Raw genomic sequence first — 17669 nt, 5'->3', positions numbered from 1 at the left:
GCAGGCTGGGCGGACAGTCATGCAAAGAGGGCCATTCAGCCCTCTTTGGGTATTTTCCGCACCAGTGGTTCGATATTGATGGAGACCAGCTTGTCGATGGCGGAATTCATCTGGCTGCGGGAATTGAACGGCCCCACATTGACCCGGTACCAGGTGCTGCCGCTATCGAGGTCAATTCGCTGGACGTTGGCCCGAAGCCCCTGGAAAGCAATCTGTGCGCGCTGGCGCTCAGCATCCTGTTGGCTACGGAACGAGCCGGACTGGACCACGTACCGAAAATCCTGTTGAGCCGGGCCGGGGGTGTACTCTTCCACTTTGGGAGGTACTACCTCGCTTTCAGGGAGCATTTCGTAAAAGCGGTATCGCTGCTTTTCTTCCTCGCCAGATGCGCTTTTTTGCTCCTTGGCAGGCGGAGCCTTGGGGGCCGTTGTTCCACTGCCATGCCGGGCAGGCTCGGGGGCAGGGAGTGAATTGAGATAGGCAATAAAGCCGATAAAGCCCCCGACCGCGGCCAGTGACAGGATCCATTTCAGAGACAGTCCCCCGCGCTGCCCGCGAGCCGGTGTTGGCTGCTCTGAGCGGCGGCTTGCCGGTTTGCTGCTCCGCTGCGTCCGGGCATTGTTCCTAGCGCCCTTGCGGGGCGATGCCGCGGCCTTCCCTCTGGGATTCTTGCGAGCGTAATCTCGGGACATATCCTGGTGCTTCCTGTCTTACATTTCTTCCGGGGCGCTGACGCCCAGCAGCTCCAGCCCGTTGGCGATGACCTGGCGTACGGCCAGGTACAGGCTGATGCGGGCGTCCCGCACGGCGGTGTCCTCAATCAACACCTTGTGAGCGTTGTAGTAGGTGTGGAACTGTCCCGCCAGGTCCCGCAGGTAATGAGTCAGATGGTGCGGTTCCCGCTGGGCGGCGGAGTTGGCGATCAGTTCCGGGTATTTTGCCAGCTGATTCGCCAGTTCCTTTTCCTCATCCAGAGTCAGCAACGACAGGTCGCCCTGGCACTCGTTCCAGCCCCGGTTGACGCCTTCCTCGGACAGCTTGCGCAGCACACTGCAAATACGCGCATGGGCATATTGAATGTAGTAGACCGGGTTTTCATTGGTCTGGGAGCGGGCCAGGTCAATGTCGAAGGTCAATTGCGAGTCGACCCGGCGGGCCGCCAGGAAGAACCGGGTGGCATCCCGGCCCACTTCGTCAATCAGGTCACGCACGGTGACATAGCTTCCGGCACGCTTCGAAATTTTCACTTCCTGCCCGGAGCGGGTCACCATCACCATCTGGTGCAGCACATAATCCGGCCAGCCTGTGGGGATGTCTGCCTGCAATGCCTGGAGCCCGGCGCGGACACGGGTGACAGTGGAGTGATGATCCGCACCCTGCTCATTGATCACGGTGGTGAAACCGCGCTGCCATTTGTCCAGGTGGTAGGCCACGTCTGGCAGGAAGTAGGTGTAGCCACCATCCTTCTTGCGCATCACGCGATCCTTGTCGTCACCGAACTCCGTGGTTTTCAGCCACAGGGCACCCTCGTGCTCGTAGGTGTAGCCGTTTTCCTGCAGGCGCTGAACGGTGGCTTCCACCTTGCCTTCCTCGTACAGGGAAGACTCGAGGAAGTAGACATCAAATTCGACGCCAAAGGCCTTGAGGTCAAGGTCCTGCTCCCGGCGCAGGTAGGCGACGGCAAACTCGCGGATAGCATCCATATCCTCCGGGTCGGCCTTGCCGGTGACTTCCCGGTCATCCGCCGTAACGGTTTCGCCGGCAAGGTAGGCCTTGGCGACATCGATGATGTAATCGCCGCGATAGCCATCGGCCGGCCAGTTGGCATCCTCGGGCGTCAGACCTTTGACCCGTGACTGCACCGACAGGGCGAGGTTGTTGATCTGGGCGCCGGCGTCGTTGTAGTAGAATTCGCGGGTGACGTCATAGCCGTTGGCCTCAAGCAGCCGGCACAGGCAGTCGCCAATGGCCGCGCCACGGCCATGCCCCACATGCAGCGGGCCTGTCGGGTTGGCGGATACGAACTCCACCTGCACCTTTTCGTCCTGGCCGTTGCGGTTGCGGCCAAACTGATCCGCTTCCTCCAGAATGGTATTAACCACACCAAAGGCGCTGGCGGTGCTCATGAAGAAGTTGATGAAACCGGGCCCGGCGATTTCCACTTTCTCCACCGCAGAACTCTCCGGAAGTCGGTCCACCAGGGCCTCGGCCAGCTGTCGCGGTGGGCAGCCCGCTGCCTTGGCAGCCACAAGAGCGATGTTGCAGGCATAGTCACCATGGGATTTGTCCTTGGTGTTGCCCACTTGCGGGGTGAATGACTGGTCCGCCGGCAGGGTGCCTTCGGACTGCAGTGTGGCCAGCGCGGACTGGAGCAGATCGGATACGGTCTCTTTCATGCTGTCGGACGACTCGGTTTACAGGAGAATTGGAGTAAGGCGGGACGCCGCCGGGAATCGAAGGCGGGTATTATCGCGGAAACTGAAGCCGCAAGCAAAAGGCCCGTTCGCCTCAGCCGGTTTCCTGGGGGTCCACATCAATCATCCACTTCACGCCCGCCGGCAGCTTCTGCTGGTCAAGGTTCTGGCAGAGATGGCCCAGCACGTGGTTGAGCCGCTTGCGATTGTCGCAGCACAGCACCAGTTGTGCGCGATGGCGATCAGCGCGTCTGGCGATGAGCGCGGGGAGTGGTCCCCAGACCTCGATGCCCGTCACGCTGGCTTGCGGTTTGATCCTGTCCAGCAGTTCCAGGCTTTTTGCCATGGAGTCTGCCTCGGCTCGGAATATGGCCATGGCGCGGAACGGGGGGAATTGCCCGGTTTCCCGTTCTGCCAGCAGCTGGTCAGCCAGGGTGAGGTAGTGGCCGCGGCACAGGGATTTCAGGATCGGGTGGTCGCTGTGGCAGGTCTGGACCAGTACCTGCCCGGATTTCTCGCCACGACCGGCGCGCCCGCTCACTTGAAGCAGGGTCTGAATCAGCTGCTCCGGCGCTCGGAAATCCACGCTGAACAGGCCGCCGTCGGCATTCACTACAATGACCAGGGTAACATTCGGGAAGTCGTGGCCCTTGGCCAGCATCTGGGTGCCGACCAGGATGCAGGGCTCCCCGGTATTTACCTTTTTCAGGATGCCCTGAATGCTGCCCTTGCGCTGGGTGCTGTCCCTGTCCACCCGCACCACTGGCGTCTCGGGGAAAGCTGTCGCCAGTATGTCTTCGGTTCGCTCCGTGCCCTGCCCAACGGGCTTGAACGCATCGCTCTGGCATTTGGGGCAGTGCTCCGTGGCGGCGGTCTGATAATCGCAGTGGTGACAGCGCATGGCGCGGTCCCGGCGATGGTAGGTCAGGCGTGTATCGCAGCGGGGGCATTCCACCATGTGGCCGCAGTCGAAGCACATCATGACCGGCGCGAATCCGCGCCTGTTCACGAAAACCAGGGCTTGCTGTCCATCGGCCAGGCATTGATCGATGGCCTGCAGGGCGGGACGGGACAGGCCGCCTTCCAGAGGGCGGCTGCGAATGTCCAGCAGGTTGATGGCGGGTGGACTTGCGTTGCCTGCCCGTTCTTCCAGTCTGATGAGCTGATACTTTCCGGTCAGCGCGTTCTGATAGGATTCGAGAGACGGTGTTGCGGAACCAAGAATGACCGGGCACTGATTCAGGTGAGCCCGGTATACCGCCATGTCCCGCCCGGAGTACCGGAAGCCTTCTCCCTGCTTGTAGGAGCTGTCGTGTTCCTCATCTACGATAATCGTTTTCAGTCCGGTAAAGGGCAGCAGTACCGCAGAGCGGGTACCGATCAGGATGACCGGCTCGCCATGGCGGATTTTCAGCCAGGTCGACAGGCGCTCGCCATCATTCAGGGCTGAGTGCCAGACGACGATTCGTTGACCGAAATAACGCTGGAACCTGGCGACAGTCTGTGGCGTGAGGTTGATTTCAGGTACCAACACCAGTGCCTGGGCAGAGGCGCTCAACTGCTGTTTCAGGTAGTGCAGGTAGAGTTCGGTTTTTCCGCTTCCGGTGATGCCGTACACAAGCGAAGCGGAAAAACCGGTGGCGGGGGCTGGAATCTGATCCGCGGCCGCCTGTTGTGCCGGTGAGAGTGTCGGTCCCGGTTGTGTGCTGGCGGTGTCGTTTGGATTCTCCGCGGGCTTGACGGCTTCTGTTTCCTCGATGAGTTCCCGCTTATGCAGTGTCCTGATTTGCTCCCGGGTGAAGCCGGCAGCCGTCAGGTTCGAGGTGCTGGCGCCATGCGGTTGCCTCTGTAACCATGCCAGCAGTGTTCGCTGGCGGTGAGCGTTGCCGGCGAGTGCCTCCGGGCCAGCGGTTGCTTTCCACCAGGTGTCCTGCTTTGCCGTTGCAGGCCGGCCACGGCGCAGAGCCGGGGGCAGGGCAGTGAACAGACATTCTCCCAGGGGGTGCTGGTAATAGTCCGACGCCCATGCCAGCAACTGGAAGGTTTCGGCGGGCAGTGCCGGCCAGGGCTCGTACGCTGAATGCACCGGCTTCAGCGTGATTCCCTGAGGTGGCTCCACGCCGGTTTCGACAATCAGCCCCGTGGCTGACTGCCTGCCAAAAGGGATGCTGACGCGCTGTCCCGGTTCAAGCTCAAGGTTGTTAGGTATCTGGTAATCAAAGAGCCTTCGCAGTGGGCGGTTGAGGGCGATACGAGCGGTTGATGGGGGGCGTTCTGGCACACTGGAACTCCGCTGTGGTGAAGCTGTCACGGTATTTGCGTATCCTTGATGTTGCCTGCGCACAGGCCCGGGCAATGAATCGGGCTGATAGGCCCCGGGGTTGGGACTTGCCTGCCGTAGCGTTTGCAAGTAAGATTCGCGGTCTGTTTCCGGCAGGGCATGATTGTGCCCCGTCTTCTCAATTGATTCAAATATGCGGTGCCTGGCACCCGGAGCATCAAGCTCCCGTGATCAGGTAGCGGCATGACCGACAGAGGTTCGCCATGAAAGAAGGTATCCACCCCAAGTACGAAGACATTACCGCTACCTGTTCCTGCGGTAACGTGATCAAGACCCGCTCTACCATCGGGCACGACCTGCAGCTGGACGTGTGCTCCCAGTGCCATCCGTTCTACACTGGCAAGCAGAAAGTGATGGATACCGGTGGTCGTATCGACCGTTTCCAGAAGCGTTTCGGCGGCCGCATTGGTGGCAAGAAGAGCTGAAGTCGCATCTGGTTACAAAAAAAGCGCCCTTGTGGCGCTTTTTTTATGGCTGAGTGCTCCTGATGAGGTGGTCTGAGCTCCTTCTGTACGCAGTTTGCCCTATTGACTGTTCAGTAATTGCTCAGCCAGCCCTTGTCTGATGTACGCCTTCGCGCCATAATGGCGCGCTCCGCTGGGACGAGTCCCGGCGGTTTATTACCTCTTAAACGTGACAAACGGAACAGTGGCAATGTCTCAAGATCTGAAAGAAGCAGCCCTTGAATATCACGCCAAGCCGCGGCCTGGTAAGCTGAGTGTTGAAATCACCAAGCCGACCCAGACTTCCCGCGACCTTTCCCTGGCGTACAGCCCCGGGGTTGCCGAGCCGGTCCGCGAGATCGCGAAGGACCCCGAGAACGCTTACAAATACACTGCCAAGGGTAACCTGGTAGCTGTTATTTCTGACGGTTCTGCCATTCTTGGTCTGGGTAACCTTGGCCCCTTGGCGAGCAAGCCGGTTATGGAAGGCAAAGGCGTACTGTTCAAGCGCTTTGCTGGTATTGACGTCTTTGATATCGAGGTCAATTCCGAAAGCCCTCAGGCGTTTATTGAAACCGTAGAGCGTATCGCCGATACCTTCGGTGGTATCAACCTGGAAGACATCAAAGCGCCGGAGTGCTTCGAGATCGAGCGCGCTCTGATCGAGAAGTGCAATGTGCCTATCTTCCACGATGATCAGCACGGCACCGCGATTGTAACGGCGGCCGGCATGATCAACGCTCTGGAGCTTCAAGGTAAAAAGATTGAAGACGCAAAAGTGGTGTGCCTGGGTGCAGGTGCTGCTGCAATTGCCTGCATGAAGCTGCTGATCAGCTGCGGTATTCGCTCTGAAAACATCTTCATGCTCGACCGCAAGGGTGTGATCCACTCTGGTCGTGATGATCTGAATCAGTACAAGGCCATGTTCGCCAACGATACTGACCGTCGTACCCTGGACGACGCAATCGATGGTGCCGATGTCTTCCTGGGGCTGTCCGGCCCGGATCTGCTGACCGCGGATCAGTTGAAGAAGATGGCGCCAAACCCGATTGTGTTCGCCTGCTCCAACCCGGATCCCGAGATCAGCCCGGAAGTTGCCCTGGCAACCCGCGATGACCTGATTATGGCAACCGGTCGTTCGGATTACCCGAACCAGGTGAACAACGTTCTGGGCTTCCCGTTCATTTTCCGTGGTGCTCTGGACGTACGTGCCACCGCCATCAATGAGGAAATGAAGGTCGCGGCGGTTCACGCAATCCGCGAGCTGGCGAAAGAGCCGGTGCCGCAGGAAATCTGCGAGGCCTATGATGTGGCCACGTTCGAGTTCGGCAGGGAGTACATCATTCCGAAGCCGATGGATGTGCGCCTGCTGGAAGTGGTTCCGGCGGCGGTTGCCCGCGCAGCGGTTGATTCCGGTGTTGCCCGCAACCCTTACCCGGCCCACTACCCGCTCAAGTCCATGGATGAAATCCAGTAAGTCCCGGCTTGTTTGCTGAGCACAAAAAAAACCGGCGGTGATCCCGCCGGTTTTTTTGTGCCTTGATGTTTTCTCAGAATATCTGCCGCGACAGGTCATCGTCGCCGTTGTTGCCGTTGCCAGACTGATCGCGCGAATCCAGAGGTGGTGGGGCGTCTTCCTCTTTGAAGAGCTCAAAGATGCCATCCTGGCCCGGTCTTGCGCGCTTGCCGGTGTCCGGGTCAATGCGCACGTTGACAATTCCGTTGGGGCGGGGCATCAGCGATGAGGGTGCGCCGTCGAGCGCGACTTTCATGTAGTCCATCCAGATCGGCAGCGCCGTGCTGGCGCCGAATTCCCGGCGGCCGAGAGGGGCGGGCTGGTCAAAGCCGACCCAGGCCGTGGTAGCGATGTCATGGTTGTAGCCGGCAAACCAGGTATCCCGCTGTTCGTTGGTCGTGCCTGTCTTGCCAGCCAGGTCGCTGCGTCCCAGCGCCGAGGCCCGGCGGCCCGTGCCCATCTTGATCACATCTCTCATGATGGAGTGCATGATGTATACGCTGCGCTCATCTGCCAGGCGTCGGGCTATCTGCACGGAGTGTGGTTCGTCTGCCGGGGTTTCCTCGTTTGCTTGCTGCATCTTGTCGTCACAGTTCCTGTCGCAGAGGATAACCTCCGGAGCGCGGAAGAGTTCCTCGTTATTGACATCTGAGATGCTGCGAATCAGGAAGGGCTGAACGTCATAGCCGCCATTGGCAATAACCGCAAAGCCTCTGGCCAGCTCCATGGGGGTAAGAAGCCCGCTGCCCAGCGACAGTGAGAGATCTTTCTGCATGTCGCTGGTGGGGATTTTGAGCTGTTCCAGGTAGTCCAGGGTGGTCTGGATGCCCAAATCGCGAAGCAGCCGGATGGACACCAGGTTCCGGGACTGATATAGCGCCTGACGCAGGCGGGTAGGGCCGTAAAATTGGCCGGAAGAGTTCTGCGGGCGCCAGGATGTGTCCAGCTCTTCGTCGTCAAAGACGATAGGGGCATCGTTATAGATGGTGGCCGGCGTCATGCCGCTTTCCAGGGCAGCAAGGTAGAGGAAGGGCTTGAAGGTGGAGCCTGGCTGCCGTTTTGCCTGGGTTACCCGGTTATATTTGCTCTGGCTGAAGCTGTAACCGCCGGCGAGCGCTTCAATGGCGCCGGTGTCCGAGTCAAGGGAGATCAGGGCGCCTTCTACGCGTGGGACCTGTGCCAGTTCCACCTTGCGGATATCGATGGTTTCAATCTGCCCGTTGCGTTCAGTGTCCGGTTCCTGGTTGTCGGCCATGGCATTCAGTGCGGGTTCCGCTGCTGGCTTGACGTAGACTACGTCGCCAACGCTGACGACGTCCGAAGGTTTCTCCGGTTTCGGGCCGGTCAGATTTTCGGTGCGATAGCGGCGGGCCCAGGTCATGGTTTCAAAGGCCATGGTTGTTTTGCCAAGGGTGCGGGCAAAGAGCTCGACTTCTCCCTCGTCGTCCTGGACGCGAGTCACGATCGCTGGAATCAGTGATTCAACCCTTGGGTAATTGGCTATCAGTTGTTCCAGATTCTCTGGCTGGAGCGCCGATTGCTCTATCTGACCGATCGGGCCGCGAAACCCGTGCCGGCGGTCGTAAGCTTCGAGGCCGTTGCGCAAGGCGAGAGTAGCCTGCTGTTGTTTCTTGCTGTCAACGGTGAGAGTGACCTTGTAGCCATCGGTGTAGGCCTTGTCTCCGAATCGACGCACCATTTCGGTTCTTGCCATTTCGGCAACGAAGTCAGCATCCACTTCGGTATCGGCGGCATTGTAACTGGCCGTCAGTGGCGCGGAGGCAGCAAGCTCGTAGGCATCCTCGGTAATGTATCCGAGGTCCTTCATACGACCCAGAATCCAGTTGCGGCGAATCTGTGCCCGCTCGGGGTTGGCCAGCGGATTGTAGGCTGAAGGCGCTTTCGGCAATCCGGCAAGCATCGCCATCTGGGCGAGTGACAGATCAGCGACAGGCTTGTCGTAATAGACCTGTGCCGCCGCCGCGATCCCGTAGGCGCGATTGCCCAGGTAGATTTTATTCAGATACAGCTCCAGAATGCGTTCCTTGCTCAGTTCACGTTCTATCTGAAGTGCGAGAAGTATCTCATTGAACTTCCGAATAAAGGTCCTGTCGCGTGACAAAAAGTAATTTTTTGCAACCTGCATAGTGATGGTGCTGCCCCCGGACTGGATCTCACCAGTGGACACCAGTTCGATGGCAGCCCGCAGCAGGCCTTTGAAGTCGACCCCGAAGTGCTCGTAGAAACGGGCGTCTTCAGCCGCCATAAAGGCATGTAACTGAATTGTAGGGATCTGTTCGATTGTGACCGGTGCCCTTCTCTTTTCACCGAATTCTGCTATTAATCTGTTGTCCGCGCTGTAGACCCTCAGCGGTGTCTGCAACTTGATATCAAGAAGCTGATCCACGGGGGGAAGTCCGGGGCGGAGGTAAAGATAAAAGCCTGACGTCACGATTGTCGAAAGGCTTAAACCGGTGACAAATAACCAGGCAAACAGGCGGGATGTACGTAACAAATGAGACATTTTTTTCTGACAACTGTTGGATATAGGTCTATCATTTGAGAAATTGCTTTAGGAAGGATGAGTCGCTTCACCGTCGCAATGTTTCTCAATTTAAGGAGAACTCGCATTGTAGACGGAAAACTGAAGAAATTCTCTTAAATAAAAAACACATATGTTACTTAACCGGGTGCATGTAACCAGGTATAGGGTGAGCGCGTGTTCGGATTGTTAGGAAAAAAATCCAGTGCCGTGTTGGGGGTGGATATCAGCTCCAGCTCGGTCAAGCTGTTGGAACTCTCAAAGCACGGCGACCGTTACAGGGTCGAAAGCTATGCAGTGGAGCCTTTGCCGGCCAACGCTGTCGTTGAGAAAAATATAACGGATGTCGAGGCGGTTGGCGAAGTTCTCAAGCGCGTCGCCTCCAAATCCCGTACCGGTGTGAAACAGGTTGCTGTGGCTGTTTCGGGCTCTGCCGTCATCACCAAGGTTATCCAGATGGATGGCGGCCTGAACGAGTTTGAAATGGAAGATCAGATCACGCTGGAAGCGGATCAATACATTCCATACCCTCTGGACGAAGTCGCCATCGACTTCGAAGTGCAGGGCCCTTCTGAAACCAATCCCGATCAGGTCGATGTGCTTCTGGCGGCATGCCGTAAGGAGAACGTGGATATCCGGGAGGATGCGCTGGAGATTGCCTCGCTGACAACCAAGGTTGTCGATGTTGAGGCCTATGCGCTTGAGCGGGCCTACTCACTCATTGAGCCCCAGCTCGATTCCCAGGGAGAAGAGCTGATCGTCGCCATCGTTGACGTTGGCGCCACCATGACCACGCTCAGTGTTCTGGCGGAAGGTCGGACAGTGTATACCCGGGAGCAGATTTTCGGTGGCAAGCAGCTGACTGAGGAGATCCAGCGTCGTTACGGCTTGTCGATTGAAGAGGCGGGACTCGCCAAGAAGCAGGGTGGGCTACCGGATGACTATGAGTCAGAGGTCCTGACCCCGTTCCGGGAAGCGGTCGTGCAGCAGGTTGCCCGCGCTCTGCAGTTTTTCTTTGGTGCGAGCCAGTACAACGCGGTTGACTACGTGATTCTCGCCGGTGGTACTGCCTCGATACAGGGGCTGACAGAAATGGTCGAAGAAAAAACAGGAACTCCGACCCTGGTCGCCAACCCTTTTGCCGATATGGCGGTAGGTTCCAGGGTAAACGCATCGGCACTCGGTAATGACGCACCGTCGCTGATGATTGCGTGTGGGCTGGCGATGAGGAGCTTTGACTGATGGCAAAGATTAACCTCAGACCCTGGCGCGAAGAGCTTCGGGCCGAGAAACAGAAGCAATTTGTGGTGATGATCCTGGGCGCTGCCATCGTGGCTGCAGGCCTGGCGTTCCTCTGGAAAACGGACCTGGACAACCGGATTGCCTATCAGCAGTCCCGCAACGCCTATATCGAAACTGCGACCAAACAACTGGACGAGCAGATCCGGGAAATTGAGAACCTGAAGAGAAAGCGTGACGAGCTGCTCTCTCGCATGCAGGTGATTCAGGATCTTCAGGGCAAGCGCCCGGTGATCGTCCGCGTGTTTGACGAGTTGGTGAGGACGTTGCCAGATGGCCTTTTCTACACCGATCTCAAGAAAACCGGCGACCGTGTCGATATTGTCGGCATGGCTGAGTCCAATAGCCGGATTTCCACATTGATGAGGCGTTTTGACGAGTCGGACTGGTTTACCGATCCGAATCTCTCAAATGTCGCGGCAGCGGATAACCGCCGGGCGGGCTACAGCCAGTTCAACCTGTCGGTCCAGCAACAAACGCCAGAGCCCGAAGGGGAGGATAAGTAATGAGCCTCGCGGACTCACTTAAAAGTCTCAACGAGTTTGATATCAATGACCTTGATGTCAATAATGCGGGCATTTGGCCGGCGCCGGTAAAGGCAATTGTCGCCCTGCTTATTTTTGGCCTGATTCTGGGTGGCGGGTATTGGTTCTTTGTAAAAGACCAATACGCGCAGCTGGAGCGTGTGGAGCGCACCGAGCAGGAATTAAGGAAGAAATATGAAGAAAAGGCCTACCAGGTAGCGAACCTTGAAGTTTTCAGGGCGCAGATGGAAGAAATGGAGGAAACCTTCGGGGCATTGGTGCGGCAATTGCCCAGTGAAACCGAGGTGCCGGGGTTGCTGGAAGACATTACCAACACAGCGCTGGGCAGTGGCCTGGCGTTGCAGGAGGTCAAGCTCCAGCCCGAACAGCGTCGCGATTTCTATTCGGAGTTGCCGATTAACATCCGGGTGTCGGGTTCCTACCACGAGCTGGCGTCGTTCGTCAGTAGTGTGGCGAGCTTGCCGCGTATTGTGACGCTGCACGATTTAACTATTAAACCAACTGGCGGGGACGGGGAACGACTTGATATGCAGGTTGTTGCCCGCACCTACCGCTACCGGGCTGGAGAATGAGCATGGCAGGACAGCATGCGGGAAAAGCCTGGCTGGGTATTTGTCTGGTATCCCTTTTGACAGCTTGTTCCCAGGGAAATGGTTTCTCTGATCTTGACAAATTCATGGCTGATACCAGAGCCAAGCCAAGGGGGCACGTTGAGCCGTTGCCCGAATTCAAGGCGTACGAAGCGTTCAGCTATTCGGCTGCAGACCGGCGGGCACCGTTTGAGCCCCCGATTGACGTGCAACTGACTATGGTTGATGACGAGCCAGTGAGCGATGTCGAGCCCGATCTCGATCGCCCGCGGGAAGTGCTCGAGAATTTCGACCTGAAAAATCTGAATATGGTGGGTACGCTCACGGATACATCCGGTGGCCTTTTTGCGCTGATTCGCGATAATGCGGGCGGTGTGCACAGGGTCCGGTCCGGAAACTATATGGGGCAGAATTACGGCAGAATTGTCGGAATCAGTGAAACCCATGTTGAGTTGATCGAAATCGTTCCCAATGGCCGGGGCGGATGGGTCGAACGTCCTCGTTCCCTGTCCCTCGATGAAGACGAAGGCTAAGGAGCGGCAATATGAATACTGAAAGAACCATGCATGAACAAAAAAGTTTGGGGTCGAGGCTAGCGATGTTCAGAAAACTCAATGTATACGTCGGCGTGATTGCTCTGGGGTTGTTGTCCGGCCTGGCCAATGCGGTCACGCTGGAAGACGTGTCGTTTTCATCGTTACCTGGCGACAAGCTGGAAGTAACGCTGGAATTTGACGGCCAGCCCCCGGAACCAACGGGGTACACCATCGAGCGACCGGCCAGGATCGCGGTGGATCTGAAAGACACCATCAGCGGACTGGACAGTCGGAGTATGGGGCTCGGCTCCGGAAATGCCCAGAGCATGACCGTGGTGGAGACTAAGGACCGTACCCGCCTGATTTTCAATCTGGTGGAGCTGTCTCCCTATAACACGGTTCGTGAAGGTAACTCCCTGGTGATGACCATTGGCGGGGAGGGCAGCGGATCCTCTGCAATGACCTCCGGTGGCTCTTCTCAGCCGTCGGCAAGCTCATCATCTGCTCCCAGTCGCGATGGTGCGCTGGCGGGCGTTGATTTCCGTCGCGGAAAAGACGGCGAGGGGCAGGTTGTTGTCGATCTTGGTCGTTCCAGTACACCTGTCGATCTCTCCGAGTTGGGCGGCAAGATTCGTCTGACAATGGATGGCACGACGGTTCCCGAGAATTTGCGTCGTCGTCTGGACGTGACTGATTTCGCCACGCCAGTGACCCGGGTGGATACCTTTGTCGAAGGTGGCAATGCCGTTGTGGAAATTCGTCCGGAAGGGAATTATGACTACATTGCCTACCAGTCGGGCTCCCAGTTTACCGTAAGCGTCGAGAAACTGTCTGAAGAAGAGGCGGAAGAGCGTCGTGAAGAAAAGTTCCCATATACCGGCGACAAGCTCTCACTGAATTTCCAGGATATTGAGGTCCGTTCGGTCTTGCAGCTGATTGCCGACTTTACCGGCCTGAACCTGGTGGCCAGTGATACGGTGAGCGGTAGCATCACACTCCGGTTGCAGAATGTGCCCTGGGATCAGGCTCTGGATCTGATCCTCAAGACCAAGGGACTGGACAAGCGCCAGATTGGCAATGTTCTTCTGGTTGCTCCGGCTGACGAAATTGCCGCGCGTGAGAAGCTTGAGCTGGAAACCAGCAAGCAGATTGCAGAACTGGCTCCGGTGCGTCTGGATATCATTCAGGTCAACTATGCCAAGGCCGCGGACATCGTGGCCCTGATTCAGGCTGACGAAGAGCTGATTTCCTCTCGTGGCTTTGTCTCTTCCGATGCCCGCACCAACACCATCAGTGTTCGTGAAACGTCCGACAAACTGGAAGAAATTCGTCGTCTGGTCACCACCTGGGATGTGGCGGTTCGCCAGGTATCCATTGAGGCCAGGATCGTGCGTGCGCAGACCAACGTAGCCGAGAACCTCGGTATTCGTTGGGGCGGTGCGGCGTATGATGTCCGTGGTGACAGTGTGGTCGCCATTGGCGGTTCCCAGGGCTCCGTGGAAGAAGCTCGTCAGGCATCGCAGGATGGTAACGCCACGGCGGTTACTTTCCCGGGCGCATTGGCGGTGGATCTGGGTGTAACTGGCGATGGCGCATCCTCATTTGCTGTCGGTTGGGGCAGTGACGACTTCCTGGTGGACCTGGAGTTGTCTGCGCTTGAAAGCGATGGACAGGCGGAAGTGGTTTCCCAGCCGCGTGTGGTGACGGCTGACCGTCAGACGGCGAAGATCAAATCTGGTGAAGAAATTCCTTATCAGGAAGCTTCTTCCAGCGGTGCCACGTCGGTCTCCTTCAAGGAAGCCGCCCTGTCACTGGAAGTAACGCCGCAGATTACACCGGACGACAAGATCATCATGGATCTGGTGGTGAACCAGGATTCCCGTGGTGAAGTCACAGCGGGTATTCCGGCCATCAACACCAATGAGGTCACCACTCAGGTGTTGGTAGGAAATGGTGAGACAGTTGTCCTGGGTGGCATCTTCCAGTCAGAAGTGGCGACCCAGACCACCAAAACACCGTTCCTCGGCGACATTCCCTACCTGGGGCGGTTGTTCAAGCGCACTGAGCATATCGATGAGCGCAGTGAGCTGCTGATCTTTATCACTCCGAAAATCATCAAGAGTGACCTGATTCAGTAAGCTCTCTGGCAATAAAAGCCGCCGCTTCAAACCGGCGGCTTTTTTGTGTCCGAAAATCCGTGAAACTTATGGATTTCGCTGCCCTGTGCTATTCTCACCCGCCAGAACGTCTATGAGCTGAAGTTATGTCACTGCCAAAACGAATTGTCCTGGTTGGCCCCATGGGAGCGGGCAAGAGCACGATTGGCCGTATGCTTGCCAGAGAGCTGGGCTATCGTTTTCTGGACTCGGACAGGATTATTGAAGAGCGTTGCGGCGCCAATATCCCCTGGATTTTTGATGTGGAGGGAGAGGATGGTTTCCGTCAGCGCGAAACAGCCATGCTGGCAGAGCTGTCGGAATTACCTGACACAGTTCTCGCCACCGGGGGCGGTGCCGTCATGAAGCCGGAAAATCACGATCTCCTCAAGCGGGACGCCACCGTGATTTATCTTAGGACCTCAATAGAACAGCAAGTTGAACGAACGCGGAAAGACCGGAATCGGCCGCTGCTGCAGAACGACGACCCCGAAGCCGTGTTGCGCAGGTTGTTTGCTCTGCGGGACCCCATCTACACGAAATTGGCTGACATTGTCATGCACACCGACCGGAAGAGTCCGAGGTTGGTGGTGCGTCAGTTGGTAAACCGGATAAATCCGAAAACTCCGCGTCATCGTCGACAAGTAAGAAAGGAAGGCCGAAATCATGTGTAACGCCAGTCGGGAGCTTCAGGTTGACCTGGGCGATCGCAGCTACCCCATTGTTATAGGCGACGGGTTACTCGGGAAAACGGATCTGACGCCATACGTTGCCGGCAGTCAGGTAATGATTGTTACTAACGAGACGGTTGCCCCGCTGTACCTTGAGAAGGCCAGGGCCAACTTTCCCGGCAAAACGATTGATACGGTCGTGCTTCCCGACGGCGAGAAATACAAGGACTGGCAGACTCTGAATCTGATTTTCGATGCCTTGCTGGAGAAGCGCCATACCCGAAAAACCACATTGGTTGCCCTGGGAGGGGGGGTGGTTGGCGATATGACCGGGTTCGCGGCGGCCTGTTACCAGCGCGGCGTACCGTTTATCCAGATACCGACCACCCTGCTGTCGCAGGTGGATTCCTCGGTGGGCGGAAAAACCGGTATCAATCATCCGCTGGGCAAGAATATGATCGGCGCCTTTCACCAGCCTGAAATGGTGCTGATAGACGCGGACTCTCTGAAAACTCTTCCGCCACGGGAAGTATCGGCCGGTCTGGCTGAGGTGATCAAATATGGCCTGATCCGGGAGACCGGGTTTCTGAAGTGGCTGGAATCAGAAATGGATCGGTTATTGGCGCTGTCTCCGGAATCACTGGTTGAGGCTATTTACCGTTCCTGTGCCTGCAAGGCGGACGTTGTGGCCCAGGATGAGCGTGAAGGCGGACTGCGGGCCATTCTGAACCTGGGGCACACCTTCGGCCATGCCATCGAGACATATGCCGGCTACGGTAACTGGTTGCATGGCGAAGCAGTTGGTGCGGGTATGGTTATGGCAGCCGACCTGTCATGGCGGGAAGGCATGATTTCCGGGGCGGATGTCACCCGCACCCGTGATCTGATTGCCAAGGCGGGTTTGCCGCTGGTGCCCCCGGCTGGAATGTCCCCTGCAGATTTCATGGATTTGATGTCGGTTGATAAAAAGAACGTAGACGGCGCCCTGCGTCTGGTTCTGCTCAGGGCCCTGGGTGATGCCTTTGTCACAGCGGATGCCGGTGCGGAACATCTTGCCGCCACCCTGGAGAGTTTTTGTGAGGGACAGGCCGATTAACCACACACCAAATGAACCGAGCGCAACAGGGAATGACAGTGAACGATTCAGGACTGAATAGCCTGGAAGGCGGCGGTTTGTTTCCGAGGCTTCAGGAGCGTTATGGCCTGAGGGCCAATCCGCTGGAAATGGAAATGCCATTTTTCCCGGACGCGATGCGCCACCACGCTCTTGAGACACTCAGGCACCTCTGCGGGTTCGGCGATCTTGCCATACTGCTGACCGGAGATGCGGGTGCTGGCAAGACCCGATTGCTGGCGGAGTTGGTTCGAAGTGAATCGTCCCGTCTGGACTTCCATCGATTGTCCTCGGCATCGTTGACAAGCCTCCCCGCTCTGGCCCGGGGATTACTGTCGATAGCCCATAAGAGTCTGGAATCCACCGAAAGTCCCCGCGATGCCATTTATGGGTTTTTCCGCTGGTCTGAAACCCGGGTCCGTAAAGGCCAGCGTATGGTTTTGCTGGTTGATGATGCCGACCGGGCGTCACCCGAGTCGTTGCGTCTGTTGCTGTCGGCTTTTCTGGCTGCTGAGAGAGCGACCGCGGCTGTGCCGGTCTTTAGCGGCGCCAATGAACTGATCAGCATGCTGGGGTTGAGCGATGAGTCCACGGGGGTCCACCAGGTACACCTGCGCCCATTGACGGCAGAGGAAATCCGGTCGTACCTGGAGCCGCGCGTACATCGGGCTGGTGGTCGTGTGGACGACCTGTTAAGCCCTTCCAGGGTAAGGCAGATCCATCAACTGAGCCAAGGTAGCTTCTCGCGGCTTCAGCGAACTACCCCAGCAGTCTGGCTGGACATCGCACCCGCTTCCAAGGCCGGACGGTCGATAAGCCTGCAACCGCTTCTTGGTCTGAGATGGCCTGCCCTGGCTCTGGTGCTCCTTGCTGCTTCCTGGTGGATTGTGTCGCAGCAGTACGATGATTCGGTGGATCGGGAGGCGCAGGTAGCGAGCGAGCCGGACCGAATCCGGAAAAGTGTCACGATTGGCCCCGAGAGCCCGGAGGCGGGGTCGACCGTCGGGGAAAATAATAGCGAAATAGCTCTGGTGCAACCGGAAGTGGCGGTCAATACTGTTGAAGAGCCAGAGCCAGAGCCAGAGCCAGAGCCAGAGCCAGAGCCAGAGCCAGAGCCAGAGCCAGAGCCAGAGCCAGAGCCAACTGCGGAATCCCGCCCCGAGGTTGCAGTAGAGGATGCTGATGAGTTTGTTCCGGCCCTGGCCAGCCGGTTTGTGCCGGTTGATCAGGTTCGTGCCCGGGCAGGTCTGACGGCCCAGTTTGTGGCCGGATTCCGCGAGCAGACGGCAACGGACTTTCTTGAGCAATACCCCGGGCAGGAGGCGCTCTGGTACACCAGGACAACTCGTCAGGGCCGGGACTGGTTTGTGGTTTTCTATGGTGATTTTGACGGTGTGGGCGCTGTCCGTTCCGCCTTGAGCAAGTTACCCGAGGATTTGCGTTCCCGCGATACGTGGATTCGCCCATTCAGTGGTTTTTAACGCTGCTTTGGGCCCCTTTCC

Annotated in this window: 14 protein-coding genes; 10 read left to right on the top strand and 4 right to left on the bottom strand. The window is 57.6% G+C overall.

The window, feature by feature from the left end:
* Positions 1-35 precede the first annotated feature (35 nt).
* The 3 genes from ACJO3M_RS10015 to ACJO3M_RS10005 form a co-directional block, all read right to left on the bottom strand.
* Positions 36-692, bottom strand: a complete 657-nt coding sequence (locus ACJO3M_RS10015) for an SPOR domain-containing protein (protein ID WP_407001251.1) — start codon at positions 690-692, stop codon at positions 36-38.
* 18 nt (positions 693-710) lie between these two features.
* A complete protein-coding gene (argS, locus tag ACJO3M_RS10010; protein WP_407001250.1) occupies positions 711-2396 on the bottom strand; it encodes an arginine--tRNA ligase in 1686 nt (561 codons plus the stop codon).
* A gap of 112 nt (positions 2397-2508) precedes the next feature.
* Positions 2509-4695, bottom strand: coding sequence for a primosomal protein N' (locus tag ACJO3M_RS10005; protein ID WP_407001248.1), 2187 nt, complete (start codon positions 4693-4695; stop codon positions 2509-2511).
* A 263-nt stretch (positions 4696-4958) separates the two neighbouring features.
* On the opposite strand from ACJO3M_RS10005, the gene rpmE reads away from it, so the two are divergent.
* Positions 4959-5180 carry a 50S ribosomal protein L31 gene (gene rpmE, locus ACJO3M_RS10000; protein ID WP_406988142.1) on the top strand — a complete coding sequence of 74 codons (222 nt, stop codon included), beginning with the start codon at positions 4959-4961 and terminating at the stop codon, positions 5178-5180.
* Between the two features lie 229 nt (positions 5181-5409).
* Positions 5410-6675: a malic enzyme-like NAD(P)-binding protein gene (locus ACJO3M_RS09995; RefSeq protein WP_407001247.1), complete on the top strand. Its 1266-nt coding sequence runs from the start codon at positions 5410-5412 to the stop codon at positions 6673-6675.
* A gap of 73 nt (positions 6676-6748) precedes the next feature.
* Here ACJO3M_RS09995 and ACJO3M_RS09990 read toward each other — a convergent pair whose 3' ends face one another.
* A complete protein-coding gene (locus ACJO3M_RS09990) occupies positions 6749-9238 on the bottom strand; it encodes a penicillin-binding protein 1A (protein WP_407001246.1) in 2490 nt (829 codons plus the stop codon).
* 195 nt (positions 9239-9433) lie between these two features.
* On the opposite strand from ACJO3M_RS09990, the gene ACJO3M_RS09985 reads away from it, so the two are divergent.
* From ACJO3M_RS09985 to ACJO3M_RS09950, 8 genes are all read left to right on the top strand, one after another.
* Positions 9434-10498, top strand: coding sequence for a pilus assembly protein PilM (locus tag ACJO3M_RS09985; RefSeq protein ID WP_407001244.1), 1065 nt, complete (start codon positions 9434-9436; stop codon positions 10496-10498).
* The gene (locus ACJO3M_RS09980; protein ID WP_407001243.1) at positions 10498-11061 is read left to right on the top strand and encodes a PilN domain-containing protein; all 564 of its coding nucleotides are present in this window, start codon (positions 10498-10500) and stop codon (positions 11059-11061) included. Before ACJO3M_RS09985 ends, ACJO3M_RS09980 begins: the two co-directional genes overlap by 1 nt.
* The gene (locus ACJO3M_RS09975) at positions 11061-11672 is read left to right on the top strand and encodes a type IV pilus inner membrane component PilO (RefSeq protein ID WP_406988135.1); all 612 of its coding nucleotides are present in this window, start codon (positions 11061-11063) and stop codon (positions 11670-11672) included. Before ACJO3M_RS09980 ends, ACJO3M_RS09975 begins: the two co-directional genes overlap by 1 nt.
* Positions 11673-11674: 2 nt before the next feature.
* Positions 11675-12223 (top strand): pilus assembly protein PilP, encoded by a 549-nt coding sequence (locus ACJO3M_RS09970; protein ID WP_407001242.1) that lies wholly within the window; start codon positions 11675-11677, stop codon positions 12221-12223.
* Between the two features lie 65 nt (positions 12224-12288).
* Complete coding sequence (locus tag ACJO3M_RS09965) at positions 12289-14364, top strand: type IV pilus secretin PilQ (protein WP_407001241.1); 2076 nt, start codon at positions 12289-12291, stop codon at positions 14362-14364.
* A gap of 125 nt (positions 14365-14489) precedes the next feature.
* Complete coding sequence (gene aroK, locus ACJO3M_RS09960; RefSeq protein WP_407001240.1) at positions 14490-15056, top strand: shikimate kinase AroK; 567 nt, start codon at positions 14490-14492, stop codon at positions 15054-15056.
* Positions 15049-16149, top strand: coding sequence for a 3-dehydroquinate synthase (aroB, locus tag ACJO3M_RS09955; protein ID WP_407001238.1), 1101 nt, complete (start codon positions 15049-15051; stop codon positions 16147-16149). The genes aroK and aroB overlap by 8 nt, the downstream gene beginning before the upstream one ends.
* Positions 16150-16181: 32 nt before the next feature.
* A complete protein-coding gene (locus ACJO3M_RS09950) occupies positions 16182-17648 on the top strand; it encodes an AAA family ATPase (RefSeq protein WP_407001237.1) in 1467 nt (488 codons plus the stop codon).
* Positions 17649-17669 lie beyond the last annotated feature (21 nt).

This window comes from Marinobacter alkalisoli, assembly GCF_045449795.1.
Classification (GTDB): Bacteria; Pseudomonadota; Gammaproteobacteria; order Pseudomonadales; family Oleiphilaceae; genus Marinobacter.
Note: the sequence above shows the minus strand (reverse complement) of the source record. Positions and strands in the feature narration are given on the sequence as shown.

Coding starts and splice junctions, on each gene's coding strand:
- ACJO3M_RS09950 (WP_407001237.1), top strand. CDS start 16,182: ATGACAGTGAACGATTCAGGACTGAATAGCCTGGAAGGCGGCGGTTTG.
- ACJO3M_RS09990 (WP_407001246.1), bottom strand. CDS start 9,238: ATGTCTCATTTGTTACGTACATCCCGCCTGTTTGCCTGGTTATTTGTC.
- ACJO3M_RS10015 (WP_407001251.1), bottom strand. CDS start 692: ATGTCCCGAGATTACGCTCGCAAGAATCCCAGAGGGAAGGCCGCGGCA.
- rpmE (WP_406988142.1), top strand. CDS start 4,959: ATGAAAGAAGGTATCCACCCCAAGTACGAAGACATTACCGCTACCTGT.
- ACJO3M_RS09975 (WP_406988135.1), top strand. CDS start 11,061: ATGAGCCTCGCGGACTCACTTAAAAGTCTCAACGAGTTTGATATCAAT.
- ACJO3M_RS09995 (WP_407001247.1), top strand. CDS start 5,410: ATGTCTCAAGATCTGAAAGAAGCAGCCCTTGAATATCACGCCAAGCCG.
- aroB (WP_407001238.1), top strand. CDS start 15,049: ATGTGTAACGCCAGTCGGGAGCTTCAGGTTGACCTGGGCGATCGCAGC.
- ACJO3M_RS09965 (WP_407001241.1), top strand. CDS start 12,289: ATGTTCAGAAAACTCAATGTATACGTCGGCGTGATTGCTCTGGGGTTG.
- argS (WP_407001250.1), bottom strand. CDS start 2,396: ATGAAAGAGACCGTATCCGATCTGCTCCAGTCCGCGCTGGCCACACTG.
- ACJO3M_RS09970 (WP_407001242.1), top strand. CDS start 11,675: ATGGCAGGACAGCATGCGGGAAAAGCCTGGCTGGGTATTTGTCTGGTA.
- aroK (WP_407001240.1), top strand. CDS start 14,490: ATGTCACTGCCAAAACGAATTGTCCTGGTTGGCCCCATGGGAGCGGGC.
- ACJO3M_RS09980 (WP_407001243.1), top strand. CDS start 10,498: ATGGCAAAGATTAACCTCAGACCCTGGCGCGAAGAGCTTCGGGCCGAG.